Source organism: Methylobacterium sp. V23 (assembly GCF_002917135.1).
Lineage (GTDB): Bacteria > Pseudomonadota > Alphaproteobacteria > Rhizobiales > Beijerinckiaceae > Methylobacterium.
The window spans coordinates 62,184-84,006 of record NZ_PDHT01000020.1; the positions used below are offsets into that span (position 1 = coordinate 62,184).

Sequence of the window (21,823 nt, forward strand, 5' to 3'; positions counted from 1 at the left end):
CTGGAGCTCCACACATCGGAGCATACGTTCATGGTTCTCAGGCGAACAAGACCGATCGCAGGCACGGCGGCGCGAGCCCTTCTCCTGTTCCTCGCGCTTCCGAGCGCCGCGCTGTCGCAGGCGGCCCCGCGCTTCGCGCAAGTCGATCTGCCGAGCCCCGCCGCGCGGTTGCGCCCGCTCCTGCACGCGACGAGCTGGGAAGTCCGCTCGCCCACGCTCGAGCGCGAGCATCTCCGGGCGCAACGCATCATCAATCGCATCTGCTCGGGCTGCTGATGTCGGCGATGGTCCTTCCGGAGACCACCGGCGCGGCGACGGATCCGGCTCCCTGGTTCGGCTCGCCGCGGCGCGGGATCGGGGCGGCTCCGGCACTCTGCCGGTACCGCACGGCCGCGGCCTGGGGTGGCGCGCTTCTGACCGCGGTTCCGGCACCCCTGCTTGTCGGGCTCACATCCGCGACCGGGTCCGCCCCTGTTACGCTCGGCCTCGCCGGGCTTGCCCTGACAACGCTGGCGCTGCAGGTGCGGCGCCTGCGCTCCGCCGCGCGGGTCGTGACGCGACACAGGGACAACCTGGCGCGGTTGGCGTCGCCAGCGGTGGCACGGTTGGTGGCTGAGACGGATCCCGTCACCCTGCGCGCTGGCTGGGAGCAGGAGGCGACGGTGCTGTTCGCCGACATCCGCGACTTCACCCACCTTTGCGAAACGGTGTCACCGGGCGATGTCGCGGCCTTCCTCACCGAATTTCGGCGCCGCGCCGCGGCGGCGATCGAGGCGGCGGGTGGCCTCGTCGACAAGTTCGTCGGTGACGAGGTCATGGCCGTATTCGGCGTACCGCAGGCCGCGTACGACGACACGGACCGCGCCCTCGCGGCGGCCCGCTCCCTCGCCGCCGCGATGCTGGTCTGGACTCGCGAGCGAGGGCGGGCCGGTCTGCCGCCGGTCCGCATCGGGATCGGCCTCCATCGCGGTCCGGTGTTCGTCGGGGCCATCGGGGCGGACCGCGTCGAGTTCACCGCGGTGGGCGATACCGTCAACGTCGCCCGCCGCCTGGAGCAGATGACCCGCACAACGGCCTGCGACTGCATCGTCTCCGAAGCCGTGGTGCGGGATGCGACGTCCTGCGAGGCGCGGATCGTCGCCGTTCAGCCCGTACGAGGCGCGCGTGCCGTCCTGCGCCTGTTTGCGATCGCGCTGGCCACGTAGCGGGCCGGCCACCATCTCCAATGCACCGGGATACGATCTACATGGTGGCTGAACAGGTTCGACGAGGCGGGGTCAGGAAGCGCCGTCTGGCGCCCTTCCTCGGACTAACCGCACTCCTGGCAGGATGCGCCGGCGCGGCCAGTGTCGGGGCGCATCTTCTCAGACCGAACGCCTATGCATCCGTCAGGTCGATCGAGACGCGGTCGGACTTCCATGATCCTGCGCTGCTGGCGCAGGCCTGGGCGCTGCCGGTCGCCGCCGCGTACCGCAGGCGGCCCTACGAATACCAGAGCAACCCGAGTTTCTGCGGTCCCGCCACCGTGGCGAACCTGCTCCGCTCTCTCGGCGTCGACTTCTCGCAAGCCGACGTCCTTCGCGGAACGACGTTCCAGCCCTGGTTCGGCGTGCTCGTGAACGGTCTGACGCTGGAGGAGCTGGCCGACCTACTACGACGACGGCTCGACCGTCAGGTCCATGTCGTGCGCGATCTCTCGTTGGCCGCGTTCCGCGAGGCGATGAAGCGCAGCAACAATCCTGAGAAACGGCTGATCGTCAACTTCCATCGAGGCCCCTTATTCGGCCGGGGAGCTGGGCATTTTTCGCCGATCCTTGGATATCTAGCGGACGCGGATCTAGTCTTTGTCGGGGATGTCAACGGAGACTACCGACCCTTTCTGGTCAGCAGCGAGCGCCTGTGGCGTGCCGTCGCGACGATGGACGGGACGTCGGGCAAGCCCCGCGGTTTGCTGATCATCGATACCGCTTTGTCTGACAGGCCAGGAGAAGCGGATTGAGTCTCGGCCATGACGGTTCGGGCGACAGGACCTGCCTGTCGCTGCCGAGACGCCGGTCAAGCTGTTCGGGCTTTCAGAACGAGGCGATCAAGCACCCCGAATATTGCAGCCGGCGTATCGATCGCAGCCATGTCCGCCGCAATCGCCCTTGCACGGTCGCGATAGGACGGATCGGTCAGAACGCGATCGACCGCCTCACGCAGTTCCCGAGGTTCCGCCCGCTGCGAGGGGATCTCGAGACCCACACCCGACCATGCGACCCGAGCACCGACCTCGGCTTTGTCCTCGGTCCGCCCCGCTGATACGATCGGCACGCCGGCCTGAAGGGCCAGCTGCACCGTCCCGTAACCGCCATTGGTCACCAGCACGTCGATCTTCGGCAGGAGCGCCGTGAAATCGAGAAACTCCGCGAGCCGCGCATTCCCCGGGATCGGTCCGCGGACGTTTCCGATCGGCCGACGTCCGGTGGTGACGAGCACCAACAGATCTTCGCGGTCGCCGAGGGCGGCGAGGGTCGGCTCGACAAGCTCACCGAAATCCGCGTTCGCGACCGTGCCCTGCGTGACGAGCACGACCTTTCTGGATCCGTCGAGTTGATCCCACCAATCCGGCAGGGCGACATCCCGCGACGGCGGAGGGGGCAAGGCGCCAACGAACTGGACGTGAGCGGGCATGTGTCCGAAATCGTACTCGAAGGCCGGGACGGTCGTTTGCAGGAAGGCGTCGGCCATGAGGTGCCGCGAGTGCAGCACTCCACATGGCAGCGGCGGCAGGCCCAACTCGGCGAGCTTGGCATCCGCGTAGGCTCGGACCGGCGCCCCGAAGACGGTCTCAGCCTGAACCGCCATGGCTGCGTAGGACGCCCGCGTGGCCTCGTCGAGGGCAGGCGGCAGCCCGATCATGGTCGGCGCACCGTCCGGTCTATTCGCCACCATGATCGTGATGCTGCAGGCGACGATCGGCGGGCGGGGCCTCTCGCGATCCAGAAACAAGGCCGTCGCGCCAAAGAACAGATCGTCGACGACGACGAGATCGGGGCGATCCGTCGCGATGATCCGGCGCAGCGTTTCTGCCTGTGGCAGCATCGGATCGAGGAAGATCCGCTCGAAATTGTAGCGGAGCTGCTCCGGGCTGGGAGGTAGGCTGGCGCGCTCGGGCAGAACCTCCTCGACCCGGGTCAAATCGATGTCGGCACCGGGGGCGAGCGGTCGGAATCGAGCACCGGAGGCTTCGACCGACGTCCGGAGGTAAGTGGCTGTGGCCACCAGGGCCTCGTCGCCGCGGGCGAGGGCCATGCGGGCGATGGCGAGCAACGGATTGAGATGGCCGGCGGAAGGCGTGGCGGCAAAAAGGATCTTCATGCGGTCCCCGGTGCGACGAAGGAGAAGTGATGGACGGCCGCACGCGCCGCGCTTGCGCTCGGCGGTGAACGACCGATGCCATCCCGGTGCGATCGTCTGCGCCCTGCAGATGACTGCAGCGTTTCAGCGGCCCGCGGGAGCGTTACGTCCGTAACGTCGGACCGCCGGCCATCCCTCCCAATCAGACCCCCGCACGGGCGACCGCCCCCGGTTGCCCGCTGGATGCCTGCGTCGGGACCTCGGTGCCGATCTTAAACAGCTTGCCTCGACTGGCTGGAGTCGCGAGTGCCCGAGCGCGGGCTCGTCCGCGCTCGGGGAAACCGGAGCTAGTTCGGGATCAGCTCACGGGCGGGTCCGCCGGTCTCCTGCCCGCGGGCCTGGGCATAGCCGGGGAGGGCGGGGTTCCGGGCATTGCCGCTGTCGGTGTCCGGGCCGCCGAGCCAGGATGCGGACCGCGCCTGCGGCAGGATCGAGCCGGTGACCGCCGGGCTCTCCATCGGACGAGTGACGGTCCGGGCCTCGGAGGCGCCGGTCAGGGCAGCGAAGGTGCAGGCGGACGCGAGAGCGACGGCCGAGATGGTCTTGCGCATCGTCATGTCAGATCTCCAGTGTTTCCTGCTCGATCCAAGAGTGTCGAGCAGGGATACCGGACAGACGACGTCTCCAGCTGCTTATTCCAAGCATTGTCAGAAAAATCGACTCGCTGTCTTCAGAGCCCAGCGGCGCGCGACACGAGGCGATACTGGTTCAATAAATGTCGATGCGTGCGTGGAATAATCTCGAAATGGCGGCGTCTATGCCTCCGTAGCCTGCCTCGGAGCGCGTTCGAAACGCCCGGTGTGCCAGCAGAGGAGTCCCGCCCATGCCAGGAGACCGGACATGACGGACATGATGCGCCTCATCGAGCCGCTGATCCCGGCCCTGCGCCGTTATGCGCGTGCACTCCTGCGCAATCCCACCGATGCTGACGACCTCGTGCAGGACTGCCTCGAGCGCGCAGTCGGCCGCTGGCATCAGCGCCAAGCGGATGGCGATGCACGGACTTGGCTCTTCGCGATTCTCCACAACCTTGCCGTGACGCAGATGCGCCAGCGGGTCCGCCGCGGTGCCCACATGCCGATCGAGGACACAGCGGAAGCCAACCTCGCGGTGGCGCCGACCCAGGAGAGCGGCCTGCGCCATCGGGACCTGATGACCGCCCTGGACGCCCTGCCGGAGGAGCAGCGCGGCGTCCTCCTGCTCGTGACGGTGGAGGGCCTGTCCTACGCTGAAACCGCCGACATCCTCGCGATCCCGACCGGGACCGTGATGTCCCGTCTGTCCCGGGCCCGGGACCGGATGATCCAGTTCATGGACGGCACCGACGCCGCCGTTCCCGCCAAGCGACCGCTCCTGCGGAGGGTAAAATGACCATGCGTCCGATCGGCGACGATGATCTCCAGGGCCTCGTGGACGAGCGGCTCGAGGCCAGCCGCAGGCGGGAGGTCGAGACTTATCTCGACGACCATCCCGAGGCGCGCATGCGGGTCGCACGCATGGTGGCCCTGCGTGAGGAGATGCGTGCCGCGTTCGCACCCGTCGCAGCCGAACCCGTACCGGCCCGCTTGAACCTGGCTCGGATCGTCGAGGCGCGCCGTCGACCGGCGCGGCCCGCCTGGCAGGCCATGGCGGCCGGGCTTCTGCTCCTCATCGGGGGAGCGGGAGGCTGGGGCCTGCGCGAGGTGGTCTCGCCCGTGCCGACCGGCATCGAGGCGCTGGCCCAGTCCGCGAGCATGAACTACGCCGTCTACGCGCCCGACCACACCCGGCCCGTCGAGCTCGCCGCCGCGAACCGGGACGAACTCGCCGGCTGGTTCTCGGCCCGGCTGAAGCGGCCGGTGGGCGTGCCGGACCTCAGCGGCTCAGGCTATCGCCTGATGGGTGGACGCCTCGTGGCAACACCGCAGGGACCGGCCGGGCTGCTGATGTACGATGACGGGCACGGCGCGCGCTTCGTCATGCTGATGCGGCCCATGCATGTGCCAGGCGATGCGCCGATGCGTCCCCATACGACGGAGACCTCGAGCGGCTACGCCTGGGCCCAGGACGGGCTGGGCTACAGCCTCGTGGGTACGGCCGACGACAGCGTTCTGCATCCGCTCGCCGACGCGGTTCGACGCGCCACCGCCAAGTCTCTCTGAAAAATCGCAAAGTCTCTCTGAAAGCTCGCAAAGTCTCCCTGAAGGTCCACCATGTCTCTCCTGAACGACCTCACCGGCGCTGGTCCCGACTTGCGTCCGCGTGCCGTCCTCCTGCGTCTCGGCGCGATCGGCGCCCTGGTGACCGGCACCGCGGGGACTTTCGCGTATGCCGGCGGCTGGCTCTCGCCGGGCATGCTGACCCAGGCGCGGATCGTGGATCGCTTCGAGGCGGTCAACGGTTCCCATCCGGGGTTCCGGCGCAACCACGCCAAGGGGCTCTGCCTCGCCGGACGCTTCGAGAGCAGCGGCCGAGGCGCGCGCGTGTCGAGGGCTTCGCTGTTCGCCCCCGACCGGGCCACGCCGGTCACCGGACGCATCGCGCTGGCGGGCGGCCAGCCCTACGCGGCGGACGCAGCCACGACGGTGCGCAGCCTCGCGCTGCGCTTCGAGCTTCCCGACGGCGAGGAATGGCGTACCGGCAACAACGACATCCCGGTCTTCCCCGTGCGCACCCCGGAGGCGTTCTACGAACAGCTTCTCGCCGCCAAGCCCGACCCGGCCACGGGCAAGCCCGATCCCGAGGCGCTGAAGGCCTTCTTTGCCGCGCACCCGGAGAGTGCGAAAGCAGCCGCCCAGATCAAGGCGCGGGCGATCACCTCCGGGTTCGCCGACGACACCTTCCGGAGCCTCAATGCCTTCCGGTTCGTCGCGGAGGACGGCACGCGGACACCGGTCCGATGGGCGTTCATCCCGGAGCAGACCGCTACGGCGCAGAGCCCGGCTCAGGCTGCGGCCACGGACAAGAATTACCTGTTCGACGCGTTCGCCGACACGGTCCGTCAGACTCCCGTGCGCTGGCACCTCGTTGTCACGCTGGGAGACGCGGGCGATCCGACAGCGGACGCGACGCGTCCTTGGCCCGCCGAGAGACCAAGCCTCGACGTCGGGACGGTCATCATCGCCGAGACGCAAGCCGAGGCGGACGGCAATTGCCGCGACGTGAACTTCGACCCCCTGGTTCTGCCCGCCGGCATCATGGCGTCGGACGATCCGCTGCTTAGCGCCCGCTCGGCCGCCTACTCGGTCTCGTTCACGCGGCGCGCCGGCGAGCCGAAGGGGCCGAGCGCCGTCCACGACACACCCGTTTCAGGAGCCGGACTGTGAGCACCACCGCACGCTTCAACCGGCCGGCCCGACTCCTGCACTGGACGATGGCCGTCATGATCCTGGCCATGCTGTTGATCGGCGTGGCGATGGTGACCTCCGTGGCCCACTATCATGCGCTCGTCGCCCTGCACCGGCCGCTGGGCCTCGGCATCCTCGTCCTGGCCCTGCTGCGCCTCTCGAACCGCTGGCGCCATCCACCGCCGGAACTGCCGTCGGACCTCCCGGCCTGGCAGCGTCGGGCGGCACACGCCTCGCACCTCCTGCTCTACGGCTTGATGCTGGGGCTGCCGCTGGTCGGCTGGGCGATGCTGTCGGCCGCCGGTTACCCCATCGGGCTCGGCGGCGCGGTGGTGCTTCCGCCGATCCTGCCGCGCGATCCGAACCTCTATGCGTGGCTGCGTTCGCTTCACACCCTCCTGGCCTATACCTTATTCGGTGTCATCCTCGCCCATCTCGGCGCAGCTCTGATGCACGGGCTGATCCGCCGGGACGGGGTCTTCTCCAGCATGGCCGCGCGCCCGATCCCATACCGGTCGCGCTGAAGCGATGGCCGCCGCGATCCACGTCGGGCCAAGGAGCACCTGAGGGCGGACGCGAGCCGTAGGCCGGGGTCCGCCAGCCAGAGCGGGCTCCTCGCGACTGCGGCTTTAACGTCCGCTCGGGGACCTATGCGCTTCGTTCTGGCGCGGAAACCACCCGAAGACCAACCAATAGACTGCGCCTCGACTGTCTCCGTTGTCGGTCGAGGCAAGGGTTGGCGAGCCTTCAAACGCGTGGGCGTGCACCTTCCAAGCCCTGCGTGGTCTGCTGCCGGGTCGAGGGGTCACCCAGGCTGAGGCGCACCGTCTCCAGTGGCGTCCCTGCCTCGCAGAAGGGGTCGCTGCCGATCGCGCCAAGCCCCGCCGGCCGTCCCCGACTGGCGAACGTCGCGCGCGTCCAGCCCTCAGGAAGCATGATCCAGACGGGGAAGCCGTGCAGGTCGGCGGTGTAGGTCCCCTCTGGAAGCAGCGAAGCCACGATGCGCTGGCGCGCGGTCGACTCCTGTCGAACGAATTGCACGATGGCGTCCGCCGTGCCGTCCATGATCCAGCGCGTCGTCAGAGCCTTGGAGATCGGCGAGGGCATGAAATACGGTGGCCTGCAGATCGTCAAAGCGCGCCGCATGAAGGATCCGGAGCGTCAGAACGCGCAATTGCGCCGGCTCGTGGCCGACCTGTCCCTGGAGGGTCAGGTCCTGGCGGGCGCCGCCTCGGGAAACCTGTAGCCCCCGAGCGCCGCCGGCAGGCGGTCGACGGGATGCAAGAGAAGTACGGCCTCTCGGTGCACCACGCCTGCCGGATCATCGGCCAATACCGGGGCTCGCAACGCGACGTGTCGACGGTCCCGGCTGACGAGGATCCGTGGACCCGCGCCATTGTCGCCCTTGCATTCGCGTACGGACGCTCCGGCTCTCGCCGCGTCACGGCGCTGCTGCAGGCAGCCGGGTGGCAGGTGGGCAAGGACGGGTTTCAGCGCACCTGGCGCCGAGAGGTGCGGAGAGGCGCGTTGATGGATCGTCTCTCACCAGCATCCCGCCCAGACGCGGAAGGGCCCGCGGTTGCAGCCGGGGCACCGGACGCGGTAGCTCAGCGAGCGGATGATCGCGGAAGGGAACCACATGTTCAGCCATATGGTGGTCGGCAGTAACGACCTCGCCAAGTCGAAGACGTTCTACGACGCGCTGTTCGGAGCCATGGGCGGCGAGGCCGGCAAAACCGATGCCCTCGGGCGCCTGGTCTACGCGCATCGCGGCAGCCGCTTCGTCATCACCAAGCCGATCAACGGGGATCCGGCGACCGCCGCCAACGGGGGCACGATCGGGTTCGCGATGGACAGCCCGGACGAGGCAAAGGCTTGGCACGAGGCGGGGATCACCCACGGGGGGACGTCCGTCGAAAACCCGCCGGGCGAGCGTCAGACGCCGATGGGCCGAATCTATCTGGCCTACCTGCGCGACCCGGACGGCAACAAGCTTTGCGCCCGCTACAAGGTGGCGGACTGACGGGCCCCTGGCCCCTGCCGGCAGGGGGAAGCGGCGCGAGGGCCGCACCCCATCGCGCCGCGACCCGGCGACAACGGAGGGCGCTTGCTGGGCCTCCCGGTTCACAGCTGTGAAAGCGTCCCTCTGAGCGGCGACACGTCCGAGGCCGATGGCCCTCGCCAGAGCCGGGCGGGGGCGAGCGACTTGGCGGAGAAGCGCTTTGATCCTACCGGTGAGGCCATGTCCCATGTCGCCTCGCCCGCTCTCGCATTGCCGCCTGCCGTCGCGCAGGCCGCCCCCAACCCGGCCAACGGACCCAGTGCCCGGTTCTTCGCCGAGATCGGCCTCGCCCCCGGTATGCGCGTGCTCGATGTCGGCTGCGGGAACGGGGACCTGAGCCGCTTCGTCGCCCGCTTGGTGGGACCGGACGGCGAGGTCATCGCGATCGACCGGAGCCCGGAGGCGATGGCGATGGGCCATACGGCCGAGGCGGGACTGCAGGCGGCGCCGATCCGGTACCGGCAGGCGGACCTCGCGGGTGCGCTGCCCGAACTGGGCCGCTTCGATGCCATCGTCGGGCGCCGCGTCCTGATGTACCTGCCCGCCGCCGCGGCGACGCTCGCGCGTCTCGCCGCTCTCGGGAAGCCCGGGGCGATCCTGGCGTTCCAGGAGCACGGGCGTGCCGGACTGCCCGCCGGGCTCGGCCCGCTGACGCTGCATCGTCGGCTCTACGATTGGCTGTGGGACACGGTCGCAGCGGAGGGCGGCGATCCGGGGCTGGCGCTGCGCCTGGTGGACCTGATGCGGGCGGCGGGGCACGGCATCGAGGTGGCACGCAGCGAAGGGGTGCTCCTGCAGCCTGGCGAGCCGTCCTTCCTGGCGACGCTGGCCCAAGCCATGCTCCCCCGCATGATCGAGCGCGGCGTGACGAGCGCGGATGCGCTGGGCCTCGACACGCTGGCGGATCGTCTCCGGGAGGAGCATCGCGCGGCGGCCGGCACGATCGTCTGGGACTTGGCGTTTCTCGTCTCGGCGCGGATCGCGCGCGACGCGTAGGTGATCCGAGGCGTGCGCCGAAACTGCCAAACGTTCTTCTGCAATGCCACCATCCGAACATTCTGGATGACACTCGCGGTGCAATCAGGGCGCCTGTGATTGCACGGTTCCGGGTGCACGAGGGACGCCTCTTCGACAGACATGGTGTTTTACACAGCGTCGTTCTCACCGATCCGTCGTGCGACTGGATTGGATGGGCTGCACCCGAGATGAAGTCGCGGAGGGATGTCGGCTTTCCGCGGCCTTAGCGCGACGAACGCGCATCGCTAGACTTTCTTTTGTCTTGTGCAGCCGATCTGTAGGGCACTATCAGATTCGACATGTACCCTTTGCTCTGAAAAAGGATCAGGCATGGCCGAGCGAAATGCCGATCAGATCGCCGACTGGAATGGCCGAAGCGGGGAGCGCTGGGTCGCGTACCAGTCACGGCTCGACGCCATGCTGGCGGTGTTCGGCCAGGCCGCGATCGAAGCCGCCGCGCCCGGGCCGGGCGAGCGCGTGCTGGATGTCGGCTGCGGCGCGGGCGCGTCGAGCCTGGCTCTGGCCGCCCGCGTCGGCGCGGGGGGCCAAGTGCTGGGCGTAGACATCTCCGAAGCGCTGATCGACCGCGCGCGCACGCTTGCACCACAGGAGATTCCGGCCCTGTTCCAGGTGGCGGACGCCGGCAGGGCGGCGCTGCCCCAGGGGGCATTCGACATCCTGTTCTCGCGTTTCGGCGTGATGTTCTTCGACGATCCGACCGGGGCGTTCTCCCATATGCGCCGCGCGCTCCGGCCGGGCGGGCGGGTCGCGTTCGTCTGCTGGCGCGGGGCGGCCGAGAACGATTGGGTGCGCCTACCGATGGGCGCGATCAAGGGCATCGTCCCGCCGACCGTGCAGCCCGCTGCCGAGGCGCCCGGCCCTTTCTCGTTTGGCGACCGGGGTCGGGTGGAGCGTATCCTATCGGCGGCCGGCTTCACCGAGATCGCGATCGCGCCCTTCGATGCGTCTATCCCATACGGCGAGGGCGAGACGTGGGACGCGGCGATCGACGACGCGGTGGCGATGGCGTCCAAGGTCGGCCCCTTGTCGCGCGCGCTCGCGGATCAGCCCGACGACATCCGCGCCCGCGCCTTGACCGCGGTCCGGGCCGCCTTCGCGAACCGCCCCGGCGCGCGGTCGGTGATGATCGACGGCGCGGCGTGGATCGTTCGGGCACGCAACCCGGCACGCTGACAGGGACGAGCAGGGGGAGACGCCCCGTCTCGCTGGCTCGGCGTCAGCCGGCACACGACTTCCCCCCTCACGCCTTGGGCGGCGGATCGAAGCTATCGTGTGGCGGGGTCGCACCCTGGTCTCAGCAACGGAAATCCGGGCGGGACGCTGGATTTCCTCGAAACGGATACCCTCCGCCGGATCACTTTGATACGTACCATCTTCCAGGTCTTCGACGGCCGACAACCCGTGTCGAAAACGGGCTGGCGGGTTCAGATCCCTCGATTTCTGCAGCAAGCCGAGTGGCCGTTGCTGCCATGCAATCGGACAGTCGCAGCCGAATATCCGCTTTGGCGCGAATGGCCAGGGTCTGGTCGTCGCCTCACGCCGAAGTCAATGGACGGGCGATGAAGATCCGCTGTCCGGGCGTGGCTCCAGCGGTCGGCGTGCGAGAAGCGGAGGCCCCTGACGGAGGCTGCAAACGGCGTGCCAAGCGACGTGACCTCCGAGCCACCGCCGTAGTGATCCCTGTCGGCTTCGAAGGCCTGTCCATCGGCGTAGTCGCAACTCGTGAAGCTGAGGATCGCCATGCGGGCTTTCGGTGTCAGGGCCCGGCGGGCGCTGGCGAAGCACACGCTGTACGCTTCGAACCCGTCAAGACAAAAGCAATTTAACCCTTGCTCATGTTGCGCCTATGATGGAGTCACCCCAGAACTCCAGGCACTTTTCGAGCCCCGCACAAGATTAGAACAAGAAATAAACTTATTCGCGAAACCTTCAGCAGTTCGATCTCAGGACCCTCGGACGAGACGGTCTTCCCAATCGGTATCGCTGACAACGTCCCTGCTGCGCGCGCCTCCTGACCGCGATGCGCGTGACCGCGCGGGTCGACCCGTTTCGGTCGCCCCCCGCCGGCCCTGGGACCCGGATGGGTGGAGGTCAGAACGGCCAGCCTTCGCCCCGGCCTCCTGGCAAAACGGACCCGGGCCGGCGCCGCACCGAGGCTCTCGGCGGCTAGGCCGCGGACATCGGCCCATGGGGCGCTGGTCAGACCGGACGTGCGCGGGATCGGGGTCGCGGGACAACCGGTCAGGTCCCGCCGCTTCAGGCCTGATCAGATCGTTGCGCCCCCCGCCTGCGGCAGCGCAGCGATGAGCTGGCGCAGGAACGCCTGCACGGCATGCGGCAGTTTGCGGTCGCGCATGACCTGGACCTGGATGCCGCGCATAAGGCTCGCTCGGGCGCGCACCGGGATGCAGACGAGTTCGCCGAGACGCACCGGAGTCTGCACCGTCAGCGCCGACATCAGCGCCAATCCCTTCGTCCGGCGGACGAAGGGCAGCAGGGCCGATAGCACGTTGGCCGTCAGGGTCGGCTCGATGGTGATCCCTTCCGCCAGGCAGGCCGCGTCGAAGACCCGGCGAGCCGTGGTATCGAGGGTCGGCACCGCGACCGGATAGGCCCGCAGGTCCGCGAGCTGGATCGCGGGCTGGCGCGCCAGGGGGTGATTGGGGGCGCTGAGCGCGACCATCTCGACCGCGTTGTCATAGACGACCGACACGAGGCTCGATGGCGCCATGGCGAAGGTGATGCCGATATCGGCGTCGCCCGCCGCCACCACCTGCGTGACCTGGGCCGGCGGCAGCATCTGCACCTCGAAGCGGATGCCCGGATGGACGGCGTGGAACTCCGCGATGGCGTTCGGCAACAGGTCGAGGGCGAAGCCCTCCGACGTCGCGACCCGGATGAAGCCGCGGGCCAGACCCTGCAACTCCTGAATCTCGGCCGCCACCTGCTCGGCCCGCATCAGGGTCTGGTGTGCGTGCGCCGACAGGAGCTCGCCCGCGGGACTCGGCACCATGCCGCGCGGGCGGCGCTCGAACAGAATACAGCCGAGTTCGGCCTCGAGATTGGCGATCTGCCGGCTGATCGCGGACGCCGCGACGTTCAGCTGTGTCGAGGCGGCAGCGATCGAGCCCGTGCGGGCGACGGCTAGGAAGTAACGCAGGCTCGCACTCTGCATGGCCTCTCTCCGTCGGCGAAACCGTCGCTATCCGTTGCTGAATCGGCACGGCAGCAATCGCAAAATTCTACTTGTTGCGATGTTAATTGCACAACACCATAGCAGGGCTAAAAAAGTGGCAGGACGGAGCGGTCACGGCTTCGCCGGCTCATGCCAGCGCTGAGAGGAACCAGATCATGGCGAATGGGACTGGAGCGCGACACGGCTCCGCGCTGCGCGCTGCGCTCACCCTGCTGATGCTGGCGCCGAGCGCGCCCGCATTCGCCGGCAAGGCCAACGACACCCTGGTCTACGCCTCCGACACCGAGCCGGAGAATGTCAGCCCCTATCACAACAGCGCCCGCGAGGGCGTCATCCTGGCCCGCAACGTCTGGGACACGCTGATCTACCGCGATCCGAAGACCGGCACCTACCAGCCGATGCTGGCCACCGCCTGGACATGGATCGATCCTGTCACCCTCGAGCTGACCCTGCGCGAGGGCGTGACCTTCCACAACGGCGACGCCTTCGGCCCCGAGGACGTGGCCTTCACCTTCAACTACGTGCTGACGCCGGACGCCCGCACGGTGACGAAGCAGAACGTCGACTGGATGAAATCGACCGAGGTCGTCGATGCGCATACGGTCCGCATCCACCTGAAGACGGCGTTCCCGGCAGCACTCGAATACCTGGCCGGCCCGACTCCGATCTTCCCCGCGGCCTACTTTAAGAAAGTTGGACTCGACGGGTTCGCCAAGGCGCCCGTGGGCACCGGCCCCTACCGCGTCACCGCGGTGGAGAACGGGCGCGGCGTGAAAATGGAACGCTTCGCCAAGTACTGGCCCGGCAGCCCGATCGGTTCGGCGAAGATCGGCAAGCTCGAATTCCGCGTCATCCCGGACGCCGACAGCCGCATGGCCGAACTCGTCACCGGCGGAATCGACTGGATCTGGCGGGTGCCGAGCGACCAAGCCGACCAGCTGAAGGCCGCCCCGAACGTCACCGTGCTCAGCGCCGAGACCATGCGGGTCGGCTTCCTGCAGTTCGACACCCTTGGACGCGCGGCCGCCAACTCGCCCCTCAAGGACGCGCGCGTGCGCCAGGCGATCTCCTACGCCATCGACCGCAAGGCCATGGTCGACAACCTGGTGCGCGGCGGCAGCCGGGTGATGAACGCCGCCTGCTTCATCGATCAGTTCGGCTGCACCGACGAAGGCGTTCCGCGCTACGCCTACGACCCGGCCAAGGCCAAGGCGCTCCTGAAGGAGGCCGGCTATCCGAATGGCTTCGAGATCGACCTCGGAGCCTACCGCGAGCGCGACTACGCGGAGGCGGTGATCGGCTACCTGCGCGCGGTGGGCATCAAGGCGCGGCTGAACTACCTGCGCTACGCCGCCCTGCGCGACCTGATCCGCGGCGGCAAGGTCTCGATCGCCTTCCAGACCTGGGGCTCGTTCTCGGTGCTCGACGTCTCGGCCTTCACCGGCGTCTACTTCCGCGGCGGCGACGAGGACCTGACCAAGGATCCCGAGACCATCGCGGCCCTCCAGGCCGGGGACGGGGCCACCGATCCGGCCGTGCGGAAGGTGAAGTACGCCGAAGCCCTGACGCGCATCGCGGGCCAGGCCTATGCCCTGCCGCTGTTCTCCTACTCGACGAACTACGCCTTCACCTCGGACCTGACCTTCACGGCGCAGCCCGACGAGCTGCCGCGCTTCTACGCGGCCCAGTGGAAGTGACGGCCGGTCCCTGACGCCGAACCGACCGCCAACATCGAGCGAGGGAGCCGGACCATGCTCAGGTTCATGATCCAACGAAGTCTCGTGGCCCTCGCGGTCGCCGTGACGGTGTCGGTGGCGAGTTTCATGCTGCTGCACCTCTCCGGCGACCTCGCCACCGCCATCGCGGGGCCGGAGGCGACCTCCGTGCAAGTGGAGGCGATCCGCGTCCAGTACGGGCTCAACCAGCCCCTCCTGGCGCAGTTCGTCGCCTGGGCGGGGCGCGCGATCCAGCTCGATTTCGGCAATTCGTTCTATTTCCGCGAACGTGTGATCGACCTGCTGGCCGCCCGCCTGCCGATCACCCTGTTCCTCGGCGTGGTGGCGCTGGCAGTCGCGCTCTTCGTGGCGATCCCCCTCGGGGTGCTCGCCGCGGTCAAGCGCGACACCTGGATCGATCGGGCCGCCCTCTCGGTCTCGGTGCTGGGCCAGGCGATGCCGAGCTTCTGGTTCGGCCTGACCCTGATCATGATCTTCTCGGTGAACCTGCGCTGGCTGCCGGTCTCCGGCAACACGACCTGGAAGCACTTCGTGCTGCCGGCCGTCGCTTTGGGCTACTACGCCATGCCGGCGGTGATGCGGCTCACCCGCAACGGCATGCTCGAGGTGCTGGCCTCGGACTATGTCCGCACCGCCCGGGCCAAGGGCCTGCCCCCGCGGAAAATCCTGATCCGGCACGCCCTGCGCAACGCCGTCATTCCGGTGATCGCGCTCGCCGCCGTCCAGTTCGGCTTCATGCTCGGGGGCTCCATCGTGATCGAGGCGGTGTTCTCGCTCCAGGGGCTGGGCCAGCTCGCCTGGGAGTCGATCGCCCGCAACGACTTCCCCGTGGTGCAGGCGATCGTGCTGGTTCTGGCGATGATCTACATCGCCCTGACGCTGGCCGCCGACCTCCTCAATGCCGCCCTCGATCCCCGGCTGCGCCAATGACCCTCCAGCCATCCGTGTCCCCGCTCCGCGCCGGCCTTCCGGAGACGCCCATGACCGGTCCGACCGACGCTGCGGCCTCGCTGCCCGCCGCCCGCTCGCCCACCGCCCTGGCCCTCCGGCGCGGCCTTCACCATGGCGGCTTCCTCATCGGTGCCGGCATCCTCGGGATCATCCTGCTCTGCGCCCTCGCCGCGCCCCTGATCGCCCCCCACGATCCCTATGCCCAGGACGTCTCCCGCCGCCTGATCCCGCCGATCTGGCAACAGAAGGGCAGCTGGGAACACGTGCTGGGTACCGACAAGCTCGGGCGCGACTACCTCAGCCGCCTGATCTACGGCAGCCAGATCTCCCTCCTGATTGGGATCGCGGCCGCCGCCATCTCGGGCGTGATCGGCACGACGCTGGGCATCTGCGCCGGCTACTTCGGCGGCCGGGTCGACGCGGTGGTGAGCTACGTCGTGACCACGCGGCTCGCCATGCCGGTGGTGCTGGTGGCCCTCGCCATGGCCTCCCTGGTGGGCGGCTCCCTGAAGGTCGTGGTCCTGGTGCTCGGCTTCCTGCTCTGGGACCGCTTCGCCGTGGTCACCCGCGCGGCGACCCGGCAGATCCGCGACCAGGATTTCATCGCGGCGGCGCGCGCCACGGGATTCTCCCCGGCCCGCATCCTGTTCCAGGAGGTGCTGCCGAACATCCTCAACGCGCTCATCGTGGTGGCGACCCTGGAGATGGCCCACGCCATCCTGCTCGAGGCCGCCCTGTCCTTCCTCGGCCTCGGCGTCCAGCCGCCCCTGCCGTCCTGGGGCCTGATGATCGCCGAAGGCAAGCCGTACATGTTCTTCCAGCCCTGGGTCATCACCATCCCGGGCGTCGCCCTCCTGGTCCTCGTCCTGGCGATCAACCTGCTCGGCGACGGCATCCGCGACGTCACCGCCCCCGAGGGGCGGCGCTGAGCGCCCCTCCCACCAACCCGTCACCGAGATCGAGTGAGTCCATGTCCCGACACGATGCGATCGCGCGCGCCGCGCGCCACTACGACGAGGGCGCTTTCCTCCAGGTCCTGCAGGAGGCCGTCGCCCGTCCCACCGAGAGTCAGACCCCCGGCCAACTGCCGAAACTGCGCGCCTATCTCGACGAGTTCCTCGTCCCGCTGATCGCGCCGCTCGGCTTCACCAGCCGCATCCTCGACAACCCGGACGGCACGCACGGCCCCTTCCTCATCGCCGAGCGCCACGAGGGATCCGACCTACCCACGGTGCTGATGTACGGGCACGGCGACACCGTGCGCGGCTATCCCGAGCAGTGGCGCGACGGGCTCGCCCCCTGGACCATCACCATCGAGGGCGAGCGCTGGTACGGGCGCGGCACCGCCGACAACAAGGGCCAGCACATCCTCAACCTCGGCGCGCTGGCGGCCGTGATGGCGGCGCGGGACGGACGCCTCGGCTTCAACACCAAGCTTCTGGTCGAGATGGGCGAGGAATCCGGCTCGCCGGGCCTGCGCGAGATCTGCCGCGCCGAGGCCGAGGCCCTGAAGGCCGACGTGCTCATCGCCTCGGACGGACCACGGGTCAGCGCCGAGCGACCGACCGTCTTTCTCGGCTCGCGCGGCGGCTACACCTTCGAGATGCTGCTGGATCTCCGCGAAGGCAGCCACCATTCGGGCAACTGGGGCGGCCTCCTGCGCAATCCCGGCACGGTGCTGGCCAACGCCATCGCGACCCTCGTCGACGGACGCGGCAGGATCCTCCTCGACGCCCTGCGGCCGCCCGCGATCCCCGACACCGTGCGCGCGGCGCTCGCCGACATCACCGTCGGCACCGACCCGACCGCGCCGACGATCGATACGGATTGGGGCGAGCCCGGCCTCAGCGCCGCCGAGCGGGTCTTTGCCTGGAACACCCTCGAGGTGCTGGCCTTCAAGACCGGCGACCCGGACGGCCCCCTCAACGCCGTGCCGCCCACCGCCAAGGCAACCCTGCAGCTGCGCTTCGTCGTCGGCACCGATTGGGAGGGAATCCTGCCGGCGCTGCGCGCCCATCTCGATGCGCACGGCTATCCCATGGTCACGGTCCGCGCCGCCCGGACCGAGGTATTCCGCGCCACCCGGCTTCCCGTCGAGGACCCGTGGGTCACCTGGGCGCTGGATTCGATCGCCGCGAGCACCGGCAAGCGGCCGGCGCTGCTGCCGAACCTCGGCGGGTCCCTGCCCAACGACGCCTTCTCGGAGATCCTCGGGCTGCCCACCCTGTGGGTGCCCCATTCCTATCCGGCCTGTCTCCAGCACGGACCCGACGAGCACCTGCTCGGGCCGCCCTCGCGCGAGGCGCTGATGCTGATGGCGGGCCTGTACTGGGACCTCGCGGAGACCGGACCGGCGGTGCTCGCCCGGCGCACTACCCTCAAGGGAGCCTGAGCATGACCGAGCCCGTCGTCCGCATCCGGAATCTCACCCTGGCGCTGCCGAAGGGCTCGGACCGGCCCCATGCCGTCGAGGACCTCTCCCTCGACCTGATGCCGGGCAAGATCCTCTGCGTCGTCGGCGAGTCGGGCTCGGGCAAGTCGATGAGCGCCTACGCGCTCACCGGCCTCCTGCCCCGGGCACTGAAGCCGGTCGACGGGGAGATCCTGTTCGAGGGCCAGAATCTCCTCACCCTGGGCGAGCGCGGCTGGCGCGGCTTGCGCGGTCGCCGCATCGCCATGGTCTTCCAGGAGCCGATGACGGCGCTCAACCCGGTCATGCGCATCGGCGACCAGATCGCCGAGATGTTCGAGGCACACGGTCTCCTCACCCCGGCCGAGCGCAGGGCCCGGGCGATCGCCCTCGCGACCGAAGTCGGCTTGCCCGACCCGGCCCAGATCGTGCGGGCCTACCCGCACCAGCTCTCCGGCGGCCAGCGCCAGCGCGCGATGATCGCCATGGCGCTCGCCCTCGAACCCTCGATCCTCGTCGCCGACGAGCCAACCACGGCCCTCGACGTCACCACCCAGGCACAGATCCTCAAGCTGATCCGGGAGTTGCAGCAGCGCCGGGGCATGAGCGTCCTGTTCATCACCCACGATTTCGGCGTGGTGGCCGACATCGCCGACCACGTCGCCGTGCTCCAGCGCGGCCGGCTGGTGGAGCAGGGCAGCGCCGCGGCCGTCCTGCAGGACCCGCAGCACCCCTACACCCAGGCCCTGCTCGCCGCGGTGCCGAGCCTGGTACCGCCGGCGCGCGCCTCCCGCGCGGCCGAGCCGCTCGCCCTCTCGGCCATCGGCCTGACCAAGACTTACGAGACCCGCACCGGCTTGTTCGGCAAGCCGCGCGTGGTCGCGGCGGTCAAGGCGGTGGCGTTCGACGTCCGCCGCGGGGAGACCCTCGGCCTCGTGGGTGAATCCGGCTCGGGCAAGTCCACCACCGCGCGTCTCGCGATCCGGCTGATCGAGCCCGACCGGGGCACAGTACGCCTCGGCAGCCTCGACTACACGGCGCTGCCCCCCCGCGCCCTGCGGACCGAGCGCAAGCGCATCCAGATGATCTTCCAGGACCCCTTCGCGTCCCTGAACCCGCGCCGCACCGTCGAGCAGATCATCACCGCCGGACCGATCGCGCACGGCACGCCCGCGCGGGAGGCCCGCGCTCGGGCCCGCGACCTCCTCGACCTCGTGGGCCTCTCGGCGAGCGCAGCCGAGCGCTACCCCAACGCCTTCTCCGGCGGCCAGCGCCAGCGCATCGGCATCGCCCGGGCGCTGGCCATGGAGCCCGACGTGCTGGTGGCCGACGAGGCGGTCTCGGCCCTCGACGTCTCGGTCCAGGCGCAGGTGCTGGATCTCCTGGAAGACCTCAAGCAACGCCTGAACCTCGCGATGCTGTTCATCACCCACGACCTGCGCGTCGCCGCCAAGATCTGCGACCGCATCGCCGTGATGCATCGCGGCAGCATCGTCGAGATGCGTCCCACCGCCGAGCTGTTCCGCGCTCCGGAGCACGCCTACACGCGCGATCTCCTCGGAGCCGTACCGGGCCTGCAGACGGCGCGCCCCCACTAACCGTCGCTCCAGGGGGAGGAGGCTCAGGCCACGGATGTGCCGGTGGCGAGCCCCAGCGGCGCGGGCGCCTGATCCCTTAACGGGTGCGATTTCGACGACGACGTACCCGACGGCGCAGGTTTGAAGGTCGTGCATCGTCGGTGGCTCGAAGCCATATCTATCGGGAGAACCACGTTTCAGGGGCAGGCCAGACGCCCCTTGCCGATTGGCGGCACGGCCTGCGCATCACCTTCTCCAACCCGAAGGCCGCCGCGGCCTCTGCCTCCGTCGCGGCCTTCCTCTACGGTGCCGGTCTGACCCCGTTGCAGGTGCTCGGCTGCGCTTCCGCGCTCCTCATCGCCCGCGGTTACCCACTGCTGGTCTCGACGGGACCGGTGCGGCGGATCCAGGCGCGGCTCGCGCGTACCACGGAGGCTCTGTTGGGACTGGCCTTCGGCGCGATCGGCACCCGCATCCTCACCGATGGCGTGCACGAAATCGTTCGGCCCCGACACTTGAACGACCCGATCGCCGCCTTGGTGGGTCGCAGCGATCGCAGGACGTCCGTAGGCGGCGCGATCTGACCATCGGCGCCAAGTCCAAATCGGGTCGCCACCGGCCTGTCCGCGCTCGACCGGATCCAGCGGGATTCGACTGGTCCGGTCTCGATTGGCCGCCTTCCGAAAAGGGACGGGAAGCGGCGAGGGGGACCTAAGCAGACCTGCGATAAGGCCGGCGGCTCGGCGAAGATCGTGCGAATATCACAGCTCCAATGACTTACCCTGCTTCGGCAGATCAACGACGCCAATCAAGTATTCCGCAAGACTCCCACTCTTACTCTATCGGGAAAACCCGTTGGCGAGAAACCTAGCCGCGCATTCGCGTTTCGACGAAATGGGCCGCCTGGATGGCTCGGGCATCGTCGCCGAGGCGGGCGATCACCTGCACACCCAGCGGCAGGCCCGCCGCGGTACTTCCCACCGGCACGGTCACACAGGGGACGCCCATGAGGGTCCAGAGCCGGTTGAAACGGGAATCCCCCGTGCTGGCATAGCCTTCCGGCGCCGGGCCGGGGGCCGAGAGCGTCAGGATCACGTCGAGATCGTACGCGGCGAAGAGGTCCGGCAGTTGCCGCCGCGCGCGGTCCGCCACCGCCAGTGCCGCGTCGTAGGCGGCGGGGCGGACCGCTTGCGCGGCGTCGAGATGCGCGCCCAGAAGCGGGCCGAGATCCGCGCGATGGGTCGCGTATTCCCAGTCCAGGGACTGGGCCGCCTCGTAATCCTGGATCGTGCCGTGAAGGCCGAAGGCCTCGGCGAAGACCGCGGGCAGGACCAGGTCGCGCACGCGGGCTCCGGCGGTCTCTATAGCGGCACGCACCCGCGCGAGGGCGTCCAGGGCCTCGGGCTCTCCGGGGGCGCAGAAGTCCTGCAGCACGACGCCGATCCGCGGGGTGCCCGGGTCGGCGGCGGAGAGGTCGAGACCGGGGCGTCCCGTCATCAGCGCGAGGGCGTGGGCGGCATCCGCGACGCCGGCGGTGAACAGGCCCAGTGTGTCGAGCGTCCAGGAGAAACACTTCATCCCCACCGTCGGCAGCAGTCCGAAGGAGGGTTTCATCCCCACGACGCCGCAATAGGCGGCCGGGCGGATCACCGAGCCTCCGGTCTGGGTGCCGAGGGCCAGAGGCAGCATCCCGGCGGCCACCGCGGCGGCGGAGCCCGCCGATGACCCACCCGGCGTATGGCCGGGATGGCGCGGATTGCGCGTCTCGGTCGGGTCGAGGAAGGCGAAGGCCGTGGTGGTGGTCTTGGCGAGGGGAACGGCACCGAGGCGCTTGAGGCGTGCCACGACCGCCGCATCGGCGCGCGGGCGCCAGCCGTCATAGATCGGCGAGCCCATCTGCGTCGGAAGGTCGGCAGTGTCCAGGATGTCCTTCACGCCGACGGCGAGGCCGGCGAGGGGCCCCCGCTCCGGCACGATCGGGTCGGTCAGTCGGCTGACCAGGGCCCTGACGACCGGTTCATGCGCGGCGATGGCGGCTTCCGCGTGTGCGATGGCTGCGCGCGGCGTGAGGGATCCGGCATCGATCTGCTTTCGCAGCGACAGGAGGGAGAGCATGGGAAAGTGGTCC

General features: G+C 69.1%; 20 protein-coding genes and 2 pseudogenes. 17 read left to right on the forward strand and 5 right to left on the reverse strand.

The window, feature by feature from the left end; translation table 11 throughout:
• Positions 1-30: 30 nt before the first annotated feature.
• Genes CRT23_RS18455 through CRT23_RS18465 form a run of 3 tightly spaced genes read left to right on the forward strand, consistent with a single transcriptional unit; the run spans position 31 to position 1,999 of the window.
• Positions 31-276 (forward strand): hypothetical protein, encoded by a 246-nt coding sequence (locus CRT23_RS18455; protein WP_103710929.1) that lies wholly within the window; start codon positions 31-33, stop codon positions 274-276.
• Positions 277-284: 8 nt separating this feature from the next.
• A complete protein-coding gene (locus CRT23_RS18460; protein ID WP_103710931.1) occupies positions 285-1,205 on the forward strand; it encodes an adenylate/guanylate cyclase domain-containing protein in 921 nt (306 codons plus the stop codon).
• A gap of 41 nt (positions 1,206-1,246) precedes the next feature.
• Positions 1,247-1,999, forward strand: coding sequence for a phytochelatin synthase family protein (locus tag CRT23_RS18465; RefSeq protein WP_103710996.1), 753 nt, complete (start codon positions 1,247-1,249; stop codon positions 1,997-1,999).
• Positions 2,000-2,055: 56 nt separating this feature from the next.
• Here the strand turns inward: CRT23_RS18465 and CRT23_RS18470 are convergent, their stop codons facing one another.
• Together CRT23_RS18470 and CRT23_RS18475 are read right to left on the reverse strand one after the other, a co-directional pair.
• Positions 2,056-3,312, reverse strand: a complete 1,257-nt coding sequence (locus CRT23_RS18470; RefSeq protein ID WP_245436347.1) for a glycosyltransferase — start codon at positions 3,310-3,312, stop codon at positions 2,056-2,058.
• A 374-nt stretch (positions 3,313-3,686) separates the two neighbouring features.
• Entirely contained in the window at positions 3,687-3,950 is a 264-nt protein-coding gene (locus CRT23_RS18475) for a hypothetical protein (RefSeq protein WP_103710998.1), read from the reverse strand.
• Positions 3,951-4,239: 289 nt separating this feature from the next.
• Between CRT23_RS18475 and CRT23_RS18480 the strand changes: the two genes are divergently transcribed.
• Genes CRT23_RS18480 through CRT23_RS18495 form a run of 4 tightly spaced genes read left to right on the forward strand, consistent with a single transcriptional unit; the run spans position 4,240 to position 7,249 of the window.
• Entirely contained in the window at positions 4,240-4,770 is a 531-nt protein-coding gene (locus CRT23_RS18480; protein ID WP_103710935.1) for a sigma-70 family RNA polymerase sigma factor, read from the forward strand.
• Entirely contained in the window at positions 4,767-5,540 is a 774-nt protein-coding gene (locus CRT23_RS18485; RefSeq protein ID WP_103710937.1) for an anti-sigma factor, read from the forward strand. Before CRT23_RS18480 ends, CRT23_RS18485 begins: the two co-directional genes overlap by 4 nt.
• Before the next feature lie 51 nt (positions 5,541-5,591).
• Positions 5,592-6,704, forward strand: coding sequence for a catalase family peroxidase (locus CRT23_RS18490; RefSeq protein WP_103710939.1), 1,113 nt, complete (start codon positions 5,592-5,594; stop codon positions 6,702-6,704).
• Positions 6,701-7,249 (forward strand): cytochrome b, encoded by a 549-nt coding sequence (locus tag CRT23_RS18495; protein WP_103710941.1) that lies wholly within the window; start codon positions 6,701-6,703, stop codon positions 7,247-7,249. The genes CRT23_RS18490 and CRT23_RS18495 overlap by 4 nt, the downstream gene beginning before the upstream one ends.
• Positions 7,250-7,447: 198 nt before the next feature.
• Here the strand turns inward: CRT23_RS18495 and CRT23_RS18500 are convergent.
• Positions 7,448-7,832, reverse strand: a pseudogene (locus tag CRT23_RS18500) (PLP-dependent aminotransferase family protein); the annotation flags it as partial.
• A gap of 7 nt (positions 7,833-7,839) precedes the next feature.
• Between CRT23_RS18500 and CRT23_RS18505 the strand changes: the two are divergent.
• The 4 genes and pseudogenes from CRT23_RS18505 to CRT23_RS18520 form a co-directional block, all read left to right on the forward strand.
• A pseudogene (locus CRT23_RS18505) lies at positions 7,840-8,237 on the forward strand (IS3 family transposase); the annotation flags it as partial.
• 127 nt (positions 8,238-8,364) lie between these two features.
• The gene (locus CRT23_RS18510) at positions 8,365-8,748 is read left to right on the forward strand and encodes a VOC family protein (protein WP_103710943.1); all 384 of its coding nucleotides are present in this window, start codon (positions 8,365-8,367) and stop codon (positions 8,746-8,748) included.
• 219 nt (positions 8,749-8,967) lie between these two features.
• A complete protein-coding gene (locus tag CRT23_RS18515) occupies positions 8,968-9,783 on the forward strand; it encodes a methyltransferase domain-containing protein (RefSeq protein ID WP_103710945.1) in 816 nt (271 codons plus the stop codon).
• A gap of 351 nt (positions 9,784-10,134) precedes the next feature.
• A complete protein-coding gene (locus CRT23_RS18520; RefSeq protein ID WP_103710947.1) occupies positions 10,135-10,998 on the forward strand; it encodes a methyltransferase domain-containing protein in 864 nt (287 codons plus the stop codon).
• Positions 10,999-12,091: 1,093 nt separating this feature from the next.
• Here the strand turns inward: CRT23_RS18520 and CRT23_RS18525 are convergent.
• A complete protein-coding gene (locus CRT23_RS18525; RefSeq protein ID WP_103710949.1) occupies positions 12,092-13,000 on the reverse strand; it encodes a LysR family transcriptional regulator in 909 nt (302 codons plus the stop codon).
• A gap of 236 nt (positions 13,001-13,236) precedes the next feature.
• On the opposite strand from CRT23_RS18525, the gene CRT23_RS18530 reads away from it, so the two are divergent.
• From CRT23_RS18530 to CRT23_RS18555, 6 genes are all read left to right on the forward strand, one after another.
• Positions 13,237-14,718: an ABC transporter substrate-binding protein gene (locus CRT23_RS18530; RefSeq protein ID WP_103711000.1), complete on the forward strand. Its 1,482-nt coding sequence runs from the start codon at positions 13,237-13,239 to the stop codon at positions 14,716-14,718.
• A gap of 54 nt (positions 14,719-14,772) precedes the next feature.
• Entirely contained in the window at positions 14,773-15,687 is a 915-nt protein-coding gene (locus CRT23_RS18535; RefSeq protein WP_055958525.1) for an ABC transporter permease, read from the forward strand.
• Between the two features lie 50 nt (positions 15,688-15,737).
• On the forward strand, positions 15,738-16,637 hold the full coding sequence (locus CRT23_RS18540; RefSeq protein ID WP_245436348.1) for an ABC transporter permease: 900 nt from the start codon (positions 15,738-15,740) through the stop codon (positions 16,635-16,637).
• Positions 16,638-16,678: 41 nt separating this feature from the next.
• Positions 16,679-18,100, forward strand: a complete 1,422-nt coding sequence (locus tag CRT23_RS18545) for a M20 family metallopeptidase (protein ID WP_103710953.1) — start codon at positions 16,679-16,681, stop codon at positions 18,098-18,100.
• Positions 18,101-18,102: 2 nt separating this feature from the next.
• On the forward strand, positions 18,103-19,716 hold the full coding sequence (locus tag CRT23_RS18550; protein ID WP_103710955.1) for an ABC transporter ATP-binding protein: 1,614 nt from the start codon (positions 18,103-18,105) through the stop codon (positions 19,714-19,716).
• A 140-nt stretch (positions 19,717-19,856) separates the two neighbouring features.
• On the forward strand, positions 19,857-20,279 hold the full coding sequence (locus tag CRT23_RS18555) for a hypothetical protein (protein WP_103710957.1): 423 nt from the start codon (positions 19,857-19,859) through the stop codon (positions 20,277-20,279).
• A 283-nt stretch (positions 20,280-20,562) separates the two neighbouring features.
• On the opposite strand, the gene CRT23_RS18560 is transcribed toward CRT23_RS18555, so the two are convergent.
• Positions 20,563-21,810, reverse strand: a complete 1,248-nt coding sequence (locus CRT23_RS18560) for an amidase (protein ID WP_103710959.1) — start codon at positions 21,808-21,810, stop codon at positions 20,563-20,565.
• Between the last annotated feature and the right edge of the window lie 13 nt (positions 21,811-21,823).

Excerpts from the sequence above, each read along its gene's own strand:
- CRT23_RS18465 (WP_103710996.1), top strand. The coding sequence starts at position 1,247 with ATGGTGGCTGAACAGGTTCGACGAGGCGGGGTCAGGAAGCGCCGTCTG.
- CRT23_RS18455 (WP_103710929.1), top strand. The coding sequence starts at position 31 with ATGGTTCTCAGGCGAACAAGACCGATCGCAGGCACGGCGGCGCGAGCC.
- CRT23_RS18510 (WP_103710943.1), top strand. The coding sequence starts at position 8,365 with ATGTTCAGCCATATGGTGGTCGGCAGTAACGACCTCGCCAAGTCGAAG.
- CRT23_RS18475 (WP_103710998.1), bottom strand. The coding sequence starts at position 3,950 with ATGCGCAAGACCATCTCGGCCGTCGCTCTCGCGTCCGCCTGCACCTTC.
- CRT23_RS18550 (WP_103710955.1), top strand. The coding sequence starts at position 18,103 with ATGACCGAGCCCGTCGTCCGCATCCGGAATCTCACCCTGGCGCTGCCG.
- CRT23_RS18520 (WP_103710947.1), top strand. The coding sequence starts at position 10,135 with ATGGCCGAGCGAAATGCCGATCAGATCGCCGACTGGAATGGCCGAAGC.
- CRT23_RS18460 (WP_103710931.1), top strand. The coding sequence starts at position 285 with ATGGTCCTTCCGGAGACCACCGGCGCGGCGACGGATCCGGCTCCCTGG.
- CRT23_RS18560 (WP_103710959.1), bottom strand. The coding sequence starts at position 21,810 with ATGCTCTCCCTCCTGTCGCTGCGAAAGCAGATCGATGCCGGATCCCTC.
- CRT23_RS18535 (WP_055958525.1), top strand. The coding sequence starts at position 14,773 with ATGCTCAGGTTCATGATCCAACGAAGTCTCGTGGCCCTCGCGGTCGCC.
- CRT23_RS18490 (WP_103710939.1), top strand. The coding sequence starts at position 5,592 with ATGTCTCTCCTGAACGACCTCACCGGCGCTGGTCCCGACTTGCGTCCG.
- CRT23_RS18525 (WP_103710949.1), bottom strand. The coding sequence starts at position 13,000 with ATGCAGAGTGCGAGCCTGCGTTACTTCCTAGCCGTCGCCCGCACGGGC.
- CRT23_RS18485 (WP_103710937.1), top strand. The coding sequence starts at position 4,767 with ATGACCATGCGTCCGATCGGCGACGATGATCTCCAGGGCCTCGTGGAC.
- CRT23_RS18540 (WP_245436348.1), top strand. The coding sequence starts at position 15,738 with ATGACCGGTCCGACCGACGCTGCGGCCTCGCTGCCCGCCGCCCGCTCG.
- CRT23_RS18480 (WP_103710935.1), top strand. The coding sequence starts at position 4,240 with ATGACGGACATGATGCGCCTCATCGAGCCGCTGATCCCGGCCCTGCGC.
- CRT23_RS18545 (WP_103710953.1), top strand. The coding sequence starts at position 16,679 with ATGTCCCGACACGATGCGATCGCGCGCGCCGCGCGCCACTACGACGAG.
- CRT23_RS18515 (WP_103710945.1), top strand. The coding sequence starts at position 8,968 with ATGTCCCATGTCGCCTCGCCCGCTCTCGCATTGCCGCCTGCCGTCGCG.
- CRT23_RS18530 (WP_103711000.1), top strand. The coding sequence starts at position 13,237 with ATGCTGGCGCCGAGCGCGCCCGCATTCGCCGGCAAGGCCAACGACACC.